This is a genomic window from Pedobacter sp. ISL-64, from assembly GCF_018613605.1.
Lineage (GTDB): Bacteria > Bacteroidota > Bacteroidia > Sphingobacteriales > Sphingobacteriaceae > Pedobacter.
This window is the reverse complement of the sequence record NZ_JAGGPU010000015.1, coordinates 59,629-76,946: the sequence shown is the minus strand read 5'-3', so window position 1 is coordinate 76,946 and position 17,318 is coordinate 59,629. Positions and strand designations below refer to the sequence as shown.

Genomic DNA, 17,318 nt, shown 5'->3' with positions numbered 1-17,318 from the left:
ATGTCTCAAATCTCCGATCTCACGTCTTTCCTACTCTATCACTTTCCATTCGGGATGCAAAGTAAGATAAGTCGCATTAACCGGAATATTCACCTGATGAACCGTTAAGGAAATACTTTTCCCTTTTAAAAATTCAAAGCCAATTCCGTTTTTTTTGGCATCGTAAACCGTAACGGTATCTTTATCTTCATTTAAATAGGCAGAAAGTTTTTCAATGGTTGGGAACTTCAATTTCGCTTCTTCCAAATTGCTCCCGGTTGCCAAGCCATCCTTTGTTTTAAACTTATTGGAGGTAACTCTAATCTGTTTTACATCTTTTACACGCATACTCGTATCCCGATAAGAAGAGTATACCGCAATTTCGTTGCGGTGTTTCGCGGTAGAATCGTCACTGTACCAAATCCCCCAGGCTTTCCCCATTGCGGCATCACCGGCATTTGGCCTGCCTAATTTTCTACCTACCTCTTCCATATCCTCTCCAAGTACAATTTCTCCAACTGACCGACCAGCGACAACCAAAAAGCGCTCATCAACACTTTGTGTTGGGGCTGATGTTAAATTACTTACTGAATCGGTATTGTGATCTGTTTTACTGGCAGATTGACAAGCGGCTACACTCATACTTAATCCCAAGAGGGCGAATTTTATAGATTTCATGATTGTAAAACAACAATTTAATAAAATTGTGTTTTAATTTTATGAGCACAAGAAGGATTTGAGGCATTATTTCCTAATTTTACCCCTTATGGAAAACAAGACCATCGCCCGTACCTTACGCCTTCTATCGCAGCTTATGGAACTGCACGAAGAAAATCCCTTCAAAATTAAATCTGTTGCAAATGCCTATTTTAAGGTAGATAAATTACCCTTTGCTTTAAAGGATAAACCTTTAGATGAGCTGGATAAAATTGAAGGTATTGGTAAAGGACTGGCTTCCAAAATCATTGAACTTCTCCAAACAGGAGAACTAAAAGAGCTTAACGAAATTCGAGAGAAAACACCCGAAGGTGTAGTAGAGATGCTGGCCATAAAGGGCATCGGACCAAAAAAGATATTCATTATCTGGCGTACCTTAGGTATAGAAAGTATAGGTGAATTGTATTATGCCTGTAACGAAAACCGCTTAATCGAAGCCAAAGGTTTCGGTTTAAAAACCCAGGAAGAAATTAAGAATGCGATCGAATTTAAACTGGCGGCCAACGGACGGTTTTTATACGCCCAGGTTGAAGGTTTTGCCAAAACTTTATTTACACAGCTTGCGGATTGGACCGGAAAAATTGACAACAGTGCCGTTTTGGGCTTCGCCGGTCAATACCGCCGCGCCTGTGAGATTATCGATGAACTGGAAATTGTGATCGGTGCTAAACTAATTGATCCCCTTAAACAAAACTTGCCTACTTTTGAAGCACTCTCGTTGATTGAAGCGGAAAATTCTTTCATCTGCACTACTGAAGCTGGTTTCAGGATAAAGATTTATGTAATTGAAAAAGCTGAATTTTATTTACAATGGTTCAAACACACAGGAAATGCTGAACATGTAGAGCAGGTTTTAGTATTAGCAGGTAATGGTCCTTTTACAAGTGAGGAAGAAATTTACAGCAAAGCAGGTTTATCTTTCATCGTTCCTGAACTTCGTGAAGATTTTGATGAAATTGAACTGGCGAAAGCAGGTAAACTCCCTACCTTAATTCAATATGAAGATTTAAAAGGCAGTTTGCACAACCACTCTACCTGGAGCGATGGCGTACATACCCTGGAGCAAATGGCGCTATACTGTAAAGAAAACTTAAATCTTCAGTATTTAGGGATATGCGATCACTCTAAAACCGCTGTTTATGCGAAAGGTTTAAACGAGCAACGTGTTTTTGGTCAACACCAGGAAATTGATGAACTAAATAAAAAACTTGCTCCCTTTAAAATCTTCAAAGGTATTGAGAGCGACATTTTAAGTGATGGCTCATTGGATTATTCGGATGATATTTTAAAAACATTCGATTTTGTAGTGGCTTCTGTGCACAGCAATTTACGTATGGACGAAGCAAAAGCAACCGCACGTTTGCTAAAAGCTATTGAAAATCCATATACCACCATTTTAGGGCATCCAACAGGCCGTTTATTGTTAAGCAGAGCCGGATACCCGATAGATTATAAAAAGATTATTGATGCCTGTGCAGCAAATAAAGTCGTGATCGAAATCAATGCGAATCCCTTACGTTTGGATTTAGACTGGCGATGGCACCGTTATGCTTTAGATAAGGGCGTATTGCTTTCTGTAAATCCAGATGCCCACAGAACCGAAGGTTTCCATGATATGCATTATGGCATTCTAGTTGCCCGTAAAGGTGGGTTAAGTGCCGACAAATGTTTAAATGCTTTTTCTTTAGAGGAGATAACAGCGTATTTTAACAGTAGAAGGGTTTAGGGTTTAGGGTTTAGGGTTTAGGAAAAACATGCCCGAAGTCATCTTGCTTTAAATCTCACAAATAAATCGGTGTAATCTCTAAATCTGTGAAATCAACCCGTAAGGAAAAACTGATAACAATTTGATATCAGTATAATCACCCAAAAATCTTTAATATCTTTGCCCCCATGATAAGTGAAATTGCCAACCGCATATTTAATCAAGTAATTACAGACTACCATAAGTTTGATGATATTGACCATCCGGTTGAAAACCCATATGATGCCGAAAGTTTAGAGCATCTCTTTTACGTTAAAAACTGGATCGATACGGCACAATGGCATATGGAAGATGTGGTACGTAACCCTCAAATTGATCCTGTTGAAGGTTTGAGCTGGAAAAGACGTATTGACGCTCAAAACCAGGTGCGTACCGATATGGTTGAGTTTATTGATGGTTATTTCTTAAATCTTTATCAGGGAATTTCAGTTTTACCAGGTGCAAAAATCAATACAGAAAGCCCTGCATGGGCTATTGACAGGCTTTCTATCCTCGCACTAAAAATTTACCATATGCAGGAAGAAGCTGAACGGGAAAGTGCTTCAGCTGAGCACCGTGCACAATGCCAGACGAAATTAAATGTATTGTTATCGCAACGCGAAGATCTTTCAACCAGTATTGATGAATTATTGGCAGATATTGAGGCAGGCAAAAAATACATGAAAGTATACAAGCAAATGAAAATGTACAACGATCCGAGTTTAAATCCGGTATTGTATAATAAAGCATAACCGTTCAAATCGTCATTGCGAGGCACGAAGCAATCCTACTACTTTCGCTATTCAAACCCATAGCTTTAAGATTGCTTCGTGCCTCGCAATGACGAACTACTTGGAAAATATGGCCGCAACCCAAAAAATTATTGTTTTACGCTTTTCGGCAATGGGCGATGTGGCCATGGCAGCCTCTGTTTTACGCGAATTTTCAGAGCAAAACCCATCTGCAGAAATCATCATGGTGAGCAGACCTGCATTTAAGCCATTTTTTGATCGCATTCCGAACCTGATCTTCCACCCTATCCAACCTAAAACTGTCCATAAAGGAATTGATGGTTTATACAAACTCTATCAGGAACTCCGTAGCTATAAACCAAATGCAATAGCCGATTTACACGATAACCTGAGGAGCAGGGCAATTTCTACTTTCTTCCGTTTAACGGGCACAAAGATTAGGCGGATAGATAAAGGAAGAGCAGAGAAAAAGAGATTAACACGTAACAATAACAAAGTTTTTAAACCGCTCAGAAGAACTGTAGAGCGCTATGCTGATGTTTTCCGCGAATTGGGATTTGCGGTTAAACTCAGTTATAAAATAAATAAATCCCCTCAGGAAATTCCAGCAAATGCACAAGATTTATTCGCCAATAAAGCAACAAAAAAAATAGGCATCTCACCTTTTGCGCAACATGTTTATAAAATATATGCCTTAGAAAAAATGGAAGCCGTAATTGCCACATTAAGCAGATTGGGTTATGAACTTTTCATATTTGGTGGTGGTAAAACAGAACATGTAGCCGCCGAAAACTGGACTAAAACCTATAAAAACGCCCATAATTTAATCGGTAATTTTAACCTAACGGAAGAGCTTGCCATTATCTCAAACTTGGATTTAATGTTAAGTATGGATTCATCCGGTATGCATATGGCATCGCTTGTTGGTGTACCTGTAATTTCAGTTTGGGGACCAACACATCCATATGCTGGTTTTTTGGGTTACGGGCAATTGGAAAGCGACTGTATCCAGATTGATCATCCTAGCAGGCCAAATTCTATTTATGGAAACAAACCCTGCCTTTGCGGTGTTGAAAACTGTATAGACTTAATTAAGCCTGAAACAATTGTAGATAAAATTAAAGAGAAATTAAATGGCTAAGCAATTACTTTTGGTTCGTCACGGTAAATCGGATTGGGGAAATTTAGATTTAAAAGATTTCGACCGACCGCTAAACAAACGTGGCAAAGAAAATGCGCCAGAAATGGCTGAAAGATTGATTAATAAAGGCTTCAAATTAGATCTGATTGTAAGTAGTCCGGCGAAAAGAGCCAAATCTACTGCTAAATACTTTGCAGAAGCCTACAATATAGACCATATCCAATTTGAAGAATCTATTTACGAAGCCAATACCAGCGCCCTGCTTAAAGTGGTTAACGGATTAAATAATGGCGCAGACCATGTAGTGATGTTTGGTCATAACCCCGGTTTTACAGATTTTGCGAACGAGTTATGCGATGCCGATATTTACAACATTCCAACTGCGGGCATGGTGTTAATTTCTTTTCCTTTTGATTCATGGCAAATGGTAAGCAAAGGAACAGGAGAATTGGTGTTTTTTGATTACCCGAAGAATAGTGATGAAGTTTAAGGCTTTTACCATTAAGGGATTAAGAACATTAAGGATTAAATTCATTAATTGGCTTCAGCCAACTGTATAAATACTTAAAACGGCTTTAGCCCATTGGCGCTGGAAAGGTTTTTCCCGACAAGCACAATCTGTCGTAAAATAAACCCGGTAGTAGCGGCAGCCCCCGATCCTTCATCGGGGTTATAGCGAATGACGGGCCTGAAGACGCCAAGAACTACTGAACGAATATTTCTAAAAAAATATCGCATCAATTTAAAATATCTCAAATCAGGTATGAATATCACAAATCAAATAATTTTATTACCTTTGAATATATAAAAACGAAAATCTGGCAATAGACATTTCGGTGAATTCATAACCTAAACTCCTCTGGTTATTTCATAATTCGTATCGCCAGAAAATTTATCCATTAATTTATCTGAACATGAGTTTTGACTATAATACTACGCGTAGCCATTTAATTTTATCGGAATATGGCCGTAACGTACAAAATATGGTGAAGTATATCTGCGAATTACCCACCATTGAAGAACGTAATAAATATGCCCAGGCGGTTATCGACCTGATGGGTTTTTTGCAACCACATTTACGTGATGTTGCCGATTTTAAGCATAAACTTTGGGATCACCTGCACATTATTTCTGGCTACCAGATTGATGTAGACAGTCCTTATCCTAAACCATTAATTGAGAATGCTTACATTAAACCAGAGCCCCTGGCCTATCCTCAACAAAGAATTACCTACAAACACTATGGTAAAACGGTTGAGAATTTAATTGAAAAAGCCATGCGCGAAGAAAATGCCGAAATTAAAAAGGCAATGGTTCAAAGCATCGCAAATTTTATGAAAATGGCTTATGTTACCTGGAATAAAGATAATGTGAGTGATGATACCATTATTAAGGACTTAAAGTACCTTTCTGGCGGATTGTTATCACTTGATGAAGGTGTTAACCTGGCCAAGGTAGAATTTAGAGCGCAAAACCCTCGCCAAAGTAATAACAACAACAATAACCGGGGCAGAAGCAACAATAATAACAACAACGGAAAAAACCGTCAAAATAACAACAATAATAATAACCGTCAACGCAACAACAACAATAAACCTAAATATTAAAGGTGAAGGGTAAAAGGCATAAGGTGGAAGGTTAAAGGCCGACACTATTACTTGATACCTGATACTAAATACAAAAAATATGAACGCATTTGAAATAACAGGCGGAATTAAATTAAAAGGCGAAATTACCCCTCAGGGAGCCAAAAACGAGGCTTTACAGATTTTATCGGCTGTATTGCTTACTGAAAAGAAAGTAACCATCAGTAATATTCCCGACATTAAGGATGTTAACAAGCTGATTGAGTTACTTGGCGATTTAGGCGTTACCGTTGAGCGCATCAATAAAGACACCTATACCTTTGAAGCTAAAAATATTGATTTGAATTTCTTTGAATCTGATACTTTTAAAGCTAAAGGCGGTGGTTTACGTGGTTCGATTATGATTGTTGGGCCATTGTTGGCACGTTTTGGTAAAGCAGCAATCCCAAAACCAGGTGGTGATAAAATCGGTCGTAGAAGACTGGACACACACTTTATAGGTTTCGAAAAATTAGGTGCAAAATTCGTTTACGACAGCAAAAAAGCTTTCTTTAACGTAGATGCAACCAATTTAAAGGGTGCATATATTTTATTAGACGAAGCATCGGTAACCGGAACGGCAAATATTGTAATGGCGGCCGTTTTAGCAAAAGGCACTACAACTATATACAATGCTGCCTGCGAACCGTATTTACAGCAACTCTGCAAAATGCTTAACCGCATGGGTGCAAAAATATCGGGCATTGGCTCTAACTTGTTAACCATTGAAGGCGTTAGCGTTTTAGGCGGAACTGAGCACAGAATGTTGCCGGATATGATCGAAATTGGCTCTTTTATTGGTATGGCTGCAATGACAGAGTCAGAAATTACCATTAAAGATGTTTGTTATGATGAACTGGGTGTAATACCAGAGGTTTTCAAAAAACTGGGCATTAAATTAGAACGCCGTGGCGATGATATTTATGTCCCTTCTCAAAAACATTACGAAATCGATACTTTTATCGATGGTTCGATTTTAACCATTGCAGATTCTCCTTGGCCAGGTTTTACACCTGATTTATTGAGCATTGTGCTGGTTGTGGCTACACAGGCAAAAGGAAACGTTTTAATCCACCAGAAAATGTTCGAAAGCCGTTTATTCTTCGTGGATAAATTGATCGATATGGGTGCTCAAATCATCTTATGCGACCCACACCGCGCAACCGTTAATGGTATTGATAAAAAATATAAACTTCGTGGAATCAGCATGACTTCTCCTGACATTAGAGCTGGAGTTTCATTGTTAATTGCAGCTTTATCTGCTGAAGGCAAATCGACCATTTACAACATCGAACAGATTGAACGTGGCTATCAGGATATCGACACTCGTTTACGTGCCTTAGGTGCGCAGATTAAACGTGTAAATGCTGATGCACCGAGTCATTAAGGTATAGGGTTTAAGGTAAAACCCAAAGCGAAAATAACATAAAGAAAACGTCCGGGTAATAATTACCAGGACGTTTTTATTATAAACCCTGAATGGCAAAATAAATCAAGGGTATTGTTATTATAATGCCAATAATTAAGGGGATCCAGATTGGCTTGGCTCTGTATTTAGTATCCTTCCCTATGCTTTTATTCCAAAATATCTGATACATTATTGTAACTCCTACTGCATTAATAATTAAAGAAACTCCCATTGATGGATTTGGAATGAATTGAGCCAAATTAATTTGACCAAACGTAAATAACAATCCGAACAAAATTGGTGTGCCCCATCTTTTCCCAGCATTTTTCAGGTTAATGGCCATCATTACAGCACCGAAAAATACAGAGAAAAGAATTGAAAATACGTAAATTGCTGTTTGAGAATAGAATTCAGGAGCATCAATATCTTTAATTACATTTTTGTTCCAACCTTTTAGACTATCATACTGTACATTTTCTTTTAGTCTGATTTTTTCTTCAATTTGTTCATCAATCCCATCAGGTAAATCAACGTTTCTGTATTTTAATTCAGCCAATGCAGTTCTAACCCCTTCCGAAGTATGTTTATCCACATGATCTAAGTAATATTTTAATTGAGTATCAGTTTTAGCCGATAAGATTTCTTTGAGCGTTGCCATATTTTTTAATAAGAAAGGCCGCAAGTTAATAACTTACGGCCTTTAGTAAAATTTTATTCCTTTTAAGATCCTGAAACAAGTTCAGGAAGACGATGGCTCGAGTTACTCCATCTCACATTCCCCATTTTACATCCTTATCCCGATATTGCGTTAATTATATCGTATTGTGTGATAATTTCGATCTTACCTGATTCATCTTCCACTAAAACGGCTGAGTTTTCTTTATTGATCAATGAAGAAATTTTATCAATTGAGGTGTTTAAATCAACAAAAGGGAAAGTAGCCGTCATAATTTCTGAAATCGGCGCAGATTTTAAACCTGGATTTTCAAGTAATGCACTTAAAATATCACTCTCTGCAATTTTACCTACAATCATTCCTTGTTGCGTTACAGGAATTTGAGAGATATTCATCGATTTAATGGTATTGATGGCCTCAAGCACCGATTTTTGCGAATCAAGTGTTACAATCTCTGTGTTTTCTTTTTTAGCCAGAATAGATTTAGCGGTTAATTTTTCGTCCTGTAAAAATCCGCGTTCGCGTAACCAATCTTCATTATACATTTTGCCCATGTAACGGCTGCCGTGATCGTGAAAGATAACGACAACAACATCTTCAGGCTTAAGCTTATCTTTTAGCTGTATTAATCCGCCAATGGCAGCACCAGCAGAGTTCCCAACAAAAATACCTTCTTTACGCGCAATATCGCGTGTCATTAAAGCAGCGTCTTTATCTGTAACCTTTTCAAATAGATCGATTACATCGAAATTTACGTTTGCCGGAAGGAAATCTTCGCCGATACCTTCTGTGATGTAAGGATAAATTTCATCCTTATCAAATATCCCTGTTTCTTTATATTTCTTGAAAACTGAGCCATATGTATCGATTCCCCAGACTTTAATATTTGGATTCTTTTCTTTCAAATATTTTCCTGTTCCAGAAATGGTTCCACCAGTACCCACGCCAACTACCAAATGGGTAATTTTACCTTCCGTCTGCTCCCATATCTCAGGACCAGTTTGCTCATAATGAGCCTGTGAGTTGGCTAAGTTATCATACTGATTAGGTTTCCATGAATTTGGAACCTCGCGTTCTAAACGCGAAGAAACAGAATAATAAGAACGGGGATCTTCAGGCTCAACATTTGTAGGACAAACGATTACTTCAGCGCCAAAGGCACGTAAAGCATCAACTTTTTCTTTCGATTGTTTATCAGTAGTGGTAAAAATACATTTATAACCTTTAATAATGGCTGCCATAGCCAGGCCCATACCTGTATTTCCGGATGTCCCTTCTATAATTGTTCCACCTGGTTTTAATTTACCACTTTTCTCGGCATCTTCAATCATTTTAACCGCCATACGGTCTTTAATTGAGTTGCCTGGATTAGTAGTCTCTATTTTCGCCAGAATTGTTCCCGGAACCCCTTTTGTTATCGTATTTAATTTTACCAATGGCGTGTTGCCAATGGTTTCTAAAATATTATTGTACCACATATTGCAAAATTAAGCAATGGCATTAAGTATTTTATAAACTATATTTTATTTGAAACATAATTCCGAAAATAATAAATTAAAAGAATTTAATTCCATAATCTATAATTATGATAGGCATTATAGATTGATTATTGGGCAAAATGCAATTTCACTTTCCTTATAAGAGTTTATATATCTTTCCAGGTAACGAAACAATAATCCCCTGCATTTCTAATGTAAGGATTACGATTGCCAGTTTACTTTGCTGAATATTCAATTGAATGCAAAGCTCATCTATAGAAAGTTGGCCGTTTTGTAATGCATCAACAACCCGCTGTTCGTTAGGCGTAAGGCTAAGGTGTAGCGTGGTTTGCGCCTCCTTTTTCTTTTCTCCCACCTCATCATCCCAACCCAAGTAATAAATCAGATCATGAGCATTATTTATTAATCCGGCCCTATTGGTTTTAATCAGGAAATTACATCCTTCCGAAAAAACATCATTTGTTCTACCCGGAAAAGCATATACATCTTTATTATAAGAATTTGCGATTTCTGCGGTAATTAAGGCGCCTCCCTTTATTGATGCCTCAACTACAATGGTAGCATCTGCAATCCCTGCAATAATCCGGTTCCTTTGTGGAAAATTAGGCCGATCTGGATTGGTTAGGATCGGGAATTCGGTGAGCAGGCTTCCATTCAAAACCATTTTTTGAGCAATCGTTTTATGAATTTTTGGATACAATCGATCTAAGCCATGACCAAGCACACCAACGGTAGGAATATTATTTACCAAGCATTCTTTATGGGCCGTTATATCGATACCATAAGCCAAGCCACTCACTATCAAAACATTGTACGGCGCTAAAACTTCGCACAATTCTTTACAGAGATTTTTTCCATAACTTGTTGCATTACGGGTTCCAACGATACTGATGATACGCTGATGGTTAAAATCAACTGTGCCTTTGGCATAAAGCAATATTGGCGAATCGATGCAATTCTTTAACCTTTTAGGGTATTTTTCATCAGAGAAAAACAATACTTCTATTCCATGTTTTTCAATAAAATCTAATTCTTGCCTGGCCCTTACCAAAGCATCGGTACTACGAATGGCTTCAATTGTTTTCTCTCCAATACCCGGAATCTGCAAAAGCTGCTTTTTGTTTGCAGAAAACACATTTTCGGCGCTTCCACAATAGGCAAGAAGATTTTTGGCCGTTACCGGGCCTATCGATTTAATAAAAGTTAAGGCAATTTTATGGAGCATGCTCATGATCTGATAAGGTTAAATAAATGCGGGATGATTTATTTCCTTAAAGCAAGCTTAGAAATCAATATCGATTAAACTTTTTAACGGAATATGAATATTATTCTTTAGCTGTATATATTTTTCTGTAACAGCCCAAACTGTAGTATCAACTCGTTTTGGACCAATGGTAGTATTAAAAGTAATGACGGCTTTTGATTTAAACTCATTACCTAGCCTTTGCGCTTCATCAAGTTTTGTTTTTAATTCAGTAGTATGATCTTCTTTTGCATTGATGATGTTTAAATAACTGATATGTTCCTTTTCTACAATTTCTATTGGCATGGTATCTCTTTAACGATTAATGTTAAACAAGCTTATCAATTTTTTATAAAAAAAACAACAATATTTTCTCAAATAATGCAATAATCGCATAAAAAAGGCCAGATTTGAAATACAAAACTGGCCTTTTTGGTACAATTTACAGCTAATTACTTAAATTTCAGCTTTCTAGTTTCAACCATACCTTTAAATTCATGGTCCATCTTGCCTGAAAGATCTTCAACCTGTGTTTTAGATAGCGGTGAGGTACTGCTAATGGCATTATCTTTAAAGAAAGAAGAGAAACCTCCATTGGCTGAATAGTATAAAGCCTGTGCCAACAGCTTTTCCGTTGGATCTCCAAAATCTTTGGTTACGTCATCAAAAATATCTTTATCAACTGCCATTCCATCAAAGTAACCACCTTGATTTAATTGATTTTTGGTTTCAAACTGGGGAATATATAAGTCGTTTTTGTCTATACGGATGGAGAAAAAACCAACTGGTTTGCCATAAGTTTTCTTGCCAATTAGTTTAACATCGATTACAGGTTTTAAGTTGTTAATTAACAACTCGCTTGCCGATGCTGTACTACCTGTTACAATAAAGTAAACCCTGGTTAGACTATTTAATATACCACGTTTAGCAAAAACCTCCTGGTTTCCCGCTGCAACTGTAGGTTTGTAAGAATAATCAAAATAAGAGTACATCCGTGTTACACCATCATTACCTTTAGCGTAAAACTTCTGGTTTTGAAGAATAGTGGCTTGATTATCCTGCATCGTCTGTGTCCAGTAAGTGGTATACATCACTTTACCATTTTGAGCGGTTGGTGCAATCAAATTAGTAAAGGCTTCTGATGTAGCAACCGAACCTCCTCCATTATAACGTAAATCGACAACAAGTTCAGTAATTGCATCTGTCGAAAAATCTTTAAATGCTGCATCCAGAAAATCCGTTGAATTGGTGGTAAAACTATTAAAAACAATATATCCTACCTTTTTCGCTCCTACAGTATAAGTTTTGGTAAAAAGTACAGGATTGATATTATAACTTGCTCTGGTTATCGTTACATCCTGACTAGTCCCATCTGGTTTTAAAACCGTCATTGAAACCGTTGGGTTCGTACCAAAAATAGCATTCACTATATAATCAATCCTTGCATCAGTGGTATTAATATCTGTGCTACCATTAATTTTCGTAATCTGATAACCTCTTTTTAAGCCTTGAACACCAGCAGGTGATGTTGCATATACATATTTAATCCTTAGATCATTCGCGCTGGCAAAAAATACAGAGAAACCAAAATCTCCAGCTACGCCACCTAATTCTCCAGCTACAGTACCATCATCGATAAATGAATATTTATCTTTTCCTCCGGTACTTGGTAATGCTTTTAAAGCTGCTAAAACCGCATTGTTTGAATTATACTGTCTCGGATTAAAGGTAGAATAACTTGGCATCCCAACATTCCAATAATACGTTTGCTGTGCATACAGGTAAATCGAATCCTTAGTTAACTCTGCCCGGGTTCCTGGAGTGCCTTGCGGTGCACCATCTCCATCAGGATTATTATTCGATTTTTTACACGATACTGTAAATCCAACCACAATAAGCAAAGCATATAAAAATGCATTTTGCGAAATAAATTTTCTAAGCATATTTACTTGTAAATTTCTAGTGACACAATATACGGCAAATTAATTAATTTAGATTGTTGCTCATCAAATTTATTTGCACCAACAACTAACGCCTGGTTAGGCGATAAATTGTTGCTGTTTAATATGTTCTGAAAAATATCTGCTTTAGTTAAACTTAGCTCCTCAACAAAATATACCGTAAGATATTGCTCTAGTCCATTCCACTCTGTTTGCTTAATTTTATTAAGTTGTTGCTCAGGATTGCCAGCAGTTACAATAAATATTTGTTTGCGGTCTACCACAAGTTCCTGTATAAACTCGAGCATATTTTTATAAAGCAAAAGTTTTAAAGGTAAACGGGCATTCTGATGTAGAAGATCAAAATTATGCTTATACTTCATATCAATGGTAAACTGATCTGCTGTTTTCTCAAAAAGTTTTTCAGTACCATTACTTTCGTATGCTGCACGCATAAATTCAATAATAGACTGTGCACTTTTTTGCTCGGTATATTCTATAAACTGCGCAAACAGATAATAAACCTGTAGCAAATAATCCTTCTCTGGAAAAAGTACATCATCCAATTCAAAAATTACAATCTGCTTGTCTTTCACGTATTGATATGCATCCATGTTAAATTGTAAAAAGTTTTAAATCATCAGCATCGTTATAACCAAATACTCCATTTAATTTGGGAGCTACATTTGCAGGTAGAGAAGCCTCCTCGGTTGAAAAAATCTGATCGCCGTGAATAAACACTGCAAAATTTTGATAAGTGAGCTTTTCTTCTGCTAGATAGTCAGCAATTACATCTGCATCAGGCAATAGCACCTGAATACCATACTCACTAAAAAGTACAGCAGATTTAGCCAATGGCTCAAGCTCATAATGGTGTAAAGGGATAATACAATCTATGGCCTCAGTGATACAAAAATTTAATAGAATATGAGCGATACTGTCTTTATTTAATACACCTAACGATGAAAAGGCATAATTTTCAGTTACAATCCCCGGTACATCACCATAATCGGCAAGTAAAACAAAATGACTGGGAAATGCTTTCATCAGCTTCAAAGCCTTAGCATTGTTCCCTCCTGTTATCAGTATTTTCAAAGTATAATGATTGAATGAATAAGTTAATTAATAATAGCGCTACTAAACTAGGGAATGATCTGATTTTATACGATTAAACCATCTTTCATGCTCACTACACGGTCGCTGGTTTTTGCAAGGTGTTCATTGTGTGTAACAATCACAAAGGTTTGATGGAAATTATCGCGCAAACTTACAAACAACTGGTGTAATCCGGCTGCATTTTCAGAGTCTAAATTCCCTGATGGTTCATCAGCCAATATAATTGAAGGATTATTGATCAGCGCTCTTGCAATGGCTACACGCTGCTGCTCACCACCAGACAGCTGATTGGGTTTATGCTGGGCCCTGTCTTTTAGTCCAAACAGATCTAACAGTTCAAATGCCCTGGTTTCGGCCTGTTTTTTATTGGTTTTGGCAATAAATGCCGGAATGCAAATATTTTCAATGGCACTAAATTCTGGCAACAAATGATGAAACTGAAATACAAAACCGATATTCTGATTGCGGAAAGTACTCAGCAGATCGCCATTCAATCTATTAACAACAGTGCCTTTTAGTTCTACAGACCCGACATCAGGTCTATCCAATGTTCCTAAAATATGCAATAAAGTACTTTTACCTGCACCAGATGGCCCAATAATACTTACAATCTCCCCTTTTTGCACTTCAAAATTTACACCTTTTAAAATTTGTAGATTTCCGTACGATTTTCTTATTCCAGTGGCTTTTAGCATGCTTCAAATTTAATAAAAAAGGTTAAAGACTAAAGGTAAAAGCATAAAGACTAAAGGCCAAAGGCTAAATGCATAATACCAGACCTTTGAAATCTATGTAATCCTTTAATCTGTGTAATCATACCGAAGGAAAAAAAATAATTTTGGAAATATCAATTTCTTATTTAACTTTGAAAAACAAAGCACTTTTAAAATGAGCACTCAGGAAGAACAATTAAATACCTTAAAAGATATCAGACAAATGATGGACAGGTCGTCGAGATTTATTTCTTTGAGCGGTTTATCTGGTGTTTTTGCAGGTGTTATTGCTTTAATTGGGGCTTATTTTGCAAACGATGAAATTAACAAATTCATCGGCAAACGCGGTTACGGTTATGGCGTTGATGGAGAAATGGACCTGGAGTTTAACTTAATAAAACTTGGTATTTTTGTTTTGGTGATTGCGCTGGCTGGAGGAGTTTTATTTACCTATAGAAAAAGTCAGAAAAACAATCTTCCAATCTGGGATAAAACCTCTAAATCACTTATAATTAATTTATTTGTCCCGTTGGTTGCCGGAGGTTTGTTTATTATTGCTTTATTGATTAACCATCCGAACACTTATGCTATTGTTGCACCAAGCTGTTTAATTTTTTATGGTTTGGCGCTTATTAATGCCAGTAAATATACTTACAGCGACATTCGCTACCTGGGGCTTTGCGAGGTAATACTTGGATTAATCTGCATGTTTTACGTAGGTTATGGCTTAATTTTTTGGGCTTTTGGCTTTGGTGTATTGCACATTGTTTATGGTCTTTTAATGTATTTTAAATATGAGAGAGGTCAGTAAGGATGAAAAACCCGATAGCAGATTTAAATAAAATATTCGATAGCCGGATCAGGTTGGGCGTAATGTCTATTCTGGTAGTAAACGATGAAATTGGCTTTAACGACCTGAAACAAATGCTCGAATTAACAGATGGAAACCTGGCCTCACACCTGAATACTTTAGAGCAGGCAGAATTTATAAAGGTACACAAAGGCTTTATCGGCAGAAAAACCAGTACCACCTACGCTATCACGGCTTTGGGCAAACAGGCTTTTAAAGCACATTTAGATGCACTTGAAAAAATGATCAAAAAACTATAAGCTATTTTTTTTAACTATTTACTTTGAATTTCAAAGCACTTTTAAAACAAACAATACAACCATAAAAATTATAAACCATTATCATATCATTATGAAAAATAGATCCAACCTCTTATCACTCTCTGTTCTGCTGGGTGGCCTCCTGTTTACTTTTCTATTTTGGCAAGAAAGGTTAGCGCTCAATCTGCTTATTTATAGTATCTATTTACTCGCTGTCACCTTTATTAATCCAGATGTAGTTAAAAGTATAAAGCTAAAAATTTACGGTTTAGCACATCTTTTGGCCGCAGTACTGGTGGTAATTAATAATTCTGATTTATCTGTTGCCACCTATTATATCAGTTTGCTGTTATTTATCGGTTTTAGCCATAACCAGCAGATCAGAACGATTTTTGCCGCTTTTCTTGCCAGTATTTTACAAATGATCACGGTTCCTTTTAATGCAGTAAAACATTTAAGTAAAATAAGCATAGGTAATTTTAACCTGAAACCTTTTTTTAAATTGATCAAGTACATTTTTATACCTGTTATTGCCGTAATCTTTTTTACGTGTTTGTATTCTGCAGCGAATAATGTTTTTGCACATTATGCCGAAAGTGTATTAACTAACATCGGTCAATTTTTTGAAGATATCCTCCATTTCTTTTTCAAAGATTTAAGTATCGAACGCATCATACATTTCTGCTTTGGATTAGCCTTAACAGGAGGTTTATTACTCGCATTTTTTGATAAAAGTTTAGAAAAAGCAGAACTGAAATGCAAGGAACAATTAGTAAGGATCAGAAGAACATCAGGTCAAAAAACGATTTGGTACCACCTTGTAGAAACATTTAGCGGCAACCTCTTAACACGGAAAATGGCTTTAAAAACCGAATACATTGTAGGCATAATTTCGTTTGTTGCCCTTAACCTCCTATTGTTGTTATTAAATGCCATCGATATTACCACGCTTTGGTTCGGTTATAAACCTTCGGGAAATTTCTCTGGAGAGCTACACCAGGGCACCAATACACTAATCTTTAGTATTGTAATGGCCATGGCGGTAATCCTTTACTTTTTTAGGGGAAATCTGAATTTTTATCGTAAAAGCAAAACATTAAGGGTGCTTGCCTTTACCTGGATGGTTCAAAATTTCATCCTGATCATCTCCGTATTTATCCGTGATGGTTATTATATCGAATTCCATGGTTTAACACATAAAAGAATCGGTGTATTGGTATTTGCCATTCTTTGTATCATTGGTTTGTCCACCGTTTATTTAAAGGTAGCCAAGCAGAAAACCATATTCTATCTCTTTAAAGTAAATGGGAACATCTGGTTTGCATTACTACTTGCTTTTAGCACCATTAACTGGGATGTTTTAATCGTAAAATACAACCTCAATCATGTTGATGCTGTTTCTATCGATCCTTATTATTTGACCTCTTTATCAGAAAAGACACTCCCATTCTTAGATAAAAACAGGTCAAAAATCCATCCTTCAACCAATAATGATTCTGAAGTTGCCAAAGTAGATCAGCCAGAAAAAGCGCTAATGAGAAAATTAGACGAGCGAATTGGTTATTTCAAAGAACGTTACGAGAAATCGGGCTGGTTATCGTGGAATTTACAGGATTGGAATACGGCGGAATATTTTGGGTTAAATAAATAAAATC

General features: G+C 36.7%; 18 protein-coding genes. 9 read left to right on the top strand and 9 right to left on the bottom strand.

The features are described from left to right. Window positions 1-30: 30 nt before the first annotated feature. Window positions 31-657 (bottom strand): hypothetical protein, encoded by a 627-nt coding sequence (locus J7E57_RS18440; RefSeq protein WP_215128568.1) that lies wholly within the window; start codon window positions 655-657, stop codon window positions 31-33. A gap of 88 nt (window positions 658-745) precedes the next feature. Here J7E57_RS18440 and J7E57_RS18435 point away from each other — a divergent pair, with 88 nt between their 5' ends. From J7E57_RS18435 to murA, 6 genes are all read left to right on the top strand, one after another. Then, entirely contained in the window at window positions 746-2,422 is a 1,677-nt protein-coding gene (locus tag J7E57_RS18435) for a DNA polymerase/3'-5' exonuclease PolX (protein ID WP_215128570.1), read from the top strand. Between the two features lie 167 nt (window positions 2,423-2,589). After that, window positions 2,590-3,192, top strand: coding sequence for a DUF4254 domain-containing protein (locus J7E57_RS18430; protein ID WP_215128572.1), 603 nt, complete (start codon window positions 2,590-2,592; stop codon window positions 3,190-3,192). Window positions 3,193-3,301: 109 nt separating this feature from the next. Beyond that, entirely contained in the window at window positions 3,302-4,333 is a 1,032-nt protein-coding gene (locus J7E57_RS18425; RefSeq protein WP_215128574.1) for a glycosyltransferase family 9 protein, read from the top strand. Continuing rightward, a complete protein-coding gene (locus J7E57_RS18420; RefSeq protein WP_215128576.1) occupies window positions 4,326-4,823 on the top strand; it encodes a SixA phosphatase family protein in 498 nt (165 codons plus the stop codon). Before J7E57_RS18425 ends, J7E57_RS18420 begins: the two co-directional genes overlap by 8 nt. 424 nt (window positions 4,824-5,247) lie before the next feature. Beyond that, window positions 5,248-5,940, top strand: a complete 693-nt coding sequence (locus tag J7E57_RS18415) for a DUF4290 domain-containing protein (RefSeq protein ID WP_215128579.1) — start codon at window positions 5,248-5,250, stop codon at window positions 5,938-5,940. A 79-nt stretch (window positions 5,941-6,019) separates the two neighbouring features. Beyond that, window positions 6,020-7,345, top strand: coding sequence for a UDP-N-acetylglucosamine 1-carboxyvinyltransferase (gene murA / locus J7E57_RS18410; RefSeq protein ID WP_131029036.1), 1,326 nt, complete (start codon window positions 6,020-6,022; stop codon window positions 7,343-7,345). 79 nt (window positions 7,346-7,424) lie between these two features. Here the strand turns inward: murA and J7E57_RS18405 are convergent, their stop codons facing one another. The 8 genes from J7E57_RS18405 to J7E57_RS18370 form a co-directional block, all read right to left on the bottom strand. Next, on the bottom strand, window positions 7,425-8,024 hold the full coding sequence (locus tag J7E57_RS18405; RefSeq protein WP_215128581.1) for a hypothetical protein: 600 nt from the start codon (window positions 8,022-8,024) through the stop codon (window positions 7,425-7,427). 134 nt (window positions 8,025-8,158) lie between these two features. Beyond that, on the bottom strand, window positions 8,159-9,520 hold the full coding sequence (locus J7E57_RS18400) for a pyridoxal-phosphate dependent enzyme (RefSeq protein ID WP_215128583.1): 1,362 nt from the start codon (window positions 9,518-9,520) through the stop codon (window positions 8,159-8,161). A 157-nt stretch (window positions 9,521-9,677) separates the two neighbouring features. Then, on the bottom strand, window positions 9,678-10,772 hold the full coding sequence (gene dprA, locus J7E57_RS18395) for a DNA-processing protein DprA (RefSeq protein WP_215128585.1): 1,095 nt from the start codon (window positions 10,770-10,772) through the stop codon (window positions 9,678-9,680). A 51-nt stretch (window positions 10,773-10,823) separates the two neighbouring features. Next, a complete protein-coding gene (locus J7E57_RS18390) occupies window positions 10,824-11,090 on the bottom strand; it encodes a hypothetical protein (RefSeq protein ID WP_029277171.1) in 267 nt (88 codons plus the stop codon). 146 nt (window positions 11,091-11,236) lie between these two features. Continuing rightward, window positions 11,237-12,727, bottom strand: a complete 1,491-nt coding sequence (locus tag J7E57_RS18385; RefSeq protein ID WP_215128587.1) for a S41 family peptidase — start codon at window positions 12,725-12,727, stop codon at window positions 11,237-11,239. Between the two features lie 2 nt (window positions 12,728-12,729). Continuing rightward, window positions 12,730-13,338: an HAD family hydrolase gene (locus J7E57_RS18380; protein ID WP_215128589.1), complete on the bottom strand. Its 609-nt coding sequence runs from the start codon at window positions 13,336-13,338 to the stop codon at window positions 12,730-12,732. A gap of 1 nt (window position 13,339) precedes the next feature. After that, window positions 13,340-13,819, bottom strand: a complete 480-nt coding sequence (locus tag J7E57_RS18375; protein ID WP_215128591.1) for a hypothetical protein — start codon at window positions 13,817-13,819, stop codon at window positions 13,340-13,342. 65 nt (window positions 13,820-13,884) lie between these two features. After that, complete coding sequence (locus J7E57_RS18370) at window positions 13,885-14,535, bottom strand: ABC transporter ATP-binding protein (RefSeq protein ID WP_215128593.1); 651 nt, start codon at window positions 14,533-14,535, stop codon at window positions 13,885-13,887. A gap of 193 nt (window positions 14,536-14,728) precedes the next feature. Here J7E57_RS18370 and J7E57_RS18365 point away from each other — a divergent pair, with 193 nt between their 5' ends. The 3 genes from J7E57_RS18365 to J7E57_RS18355 all read left to right on the top strand — a co-directional run bounded on the left by J7E57_RS18365 (window position 14,729) and on the right by J7E57_RS18355 (window position 17,314). Next, the gene (locus tag J7E57_RS18365; protein ID WP_251029972.1) at window positions 14,729-15,364 is read left to right on the top strand and encodes a hypothetical protein; all 636 of its coding nucleotides are present in this window, start codon (window positions 14,729-14,731) and stop codon (window positions 15,362-15,364) included. 2 nt (window positions 15,365-15,366) lie between these two features. Further along, window positions 15,367-15,663: a winged helix-turn-helix domain-containing protein gene (locus J7E57_RS18360; RefSeq protein ID WP_029277182.1), complete on the top strand. Its 297-nt coding sequence runs from the start codon at window positions 15,367-15,369 to the stop codon at window positions 15,661-15,663. Between the two features lie 91 nt (window positions 15,664-15,754). Next, the gene (locus tag J7E57_RS18355) at window positions 15,755-17,314 is read left to right on the top strand and encodes a DUF4173 domain-containing protein (RefSeq protein WP_215128595.1); all 1,560 of its coding nucleotides are present in this window, start codon (window positions 15,755-15,757) and stop codon (window positions 17,312-17,314) included. Window positions 17,315-17,318 lie beyond the last annotated feature (4 nt).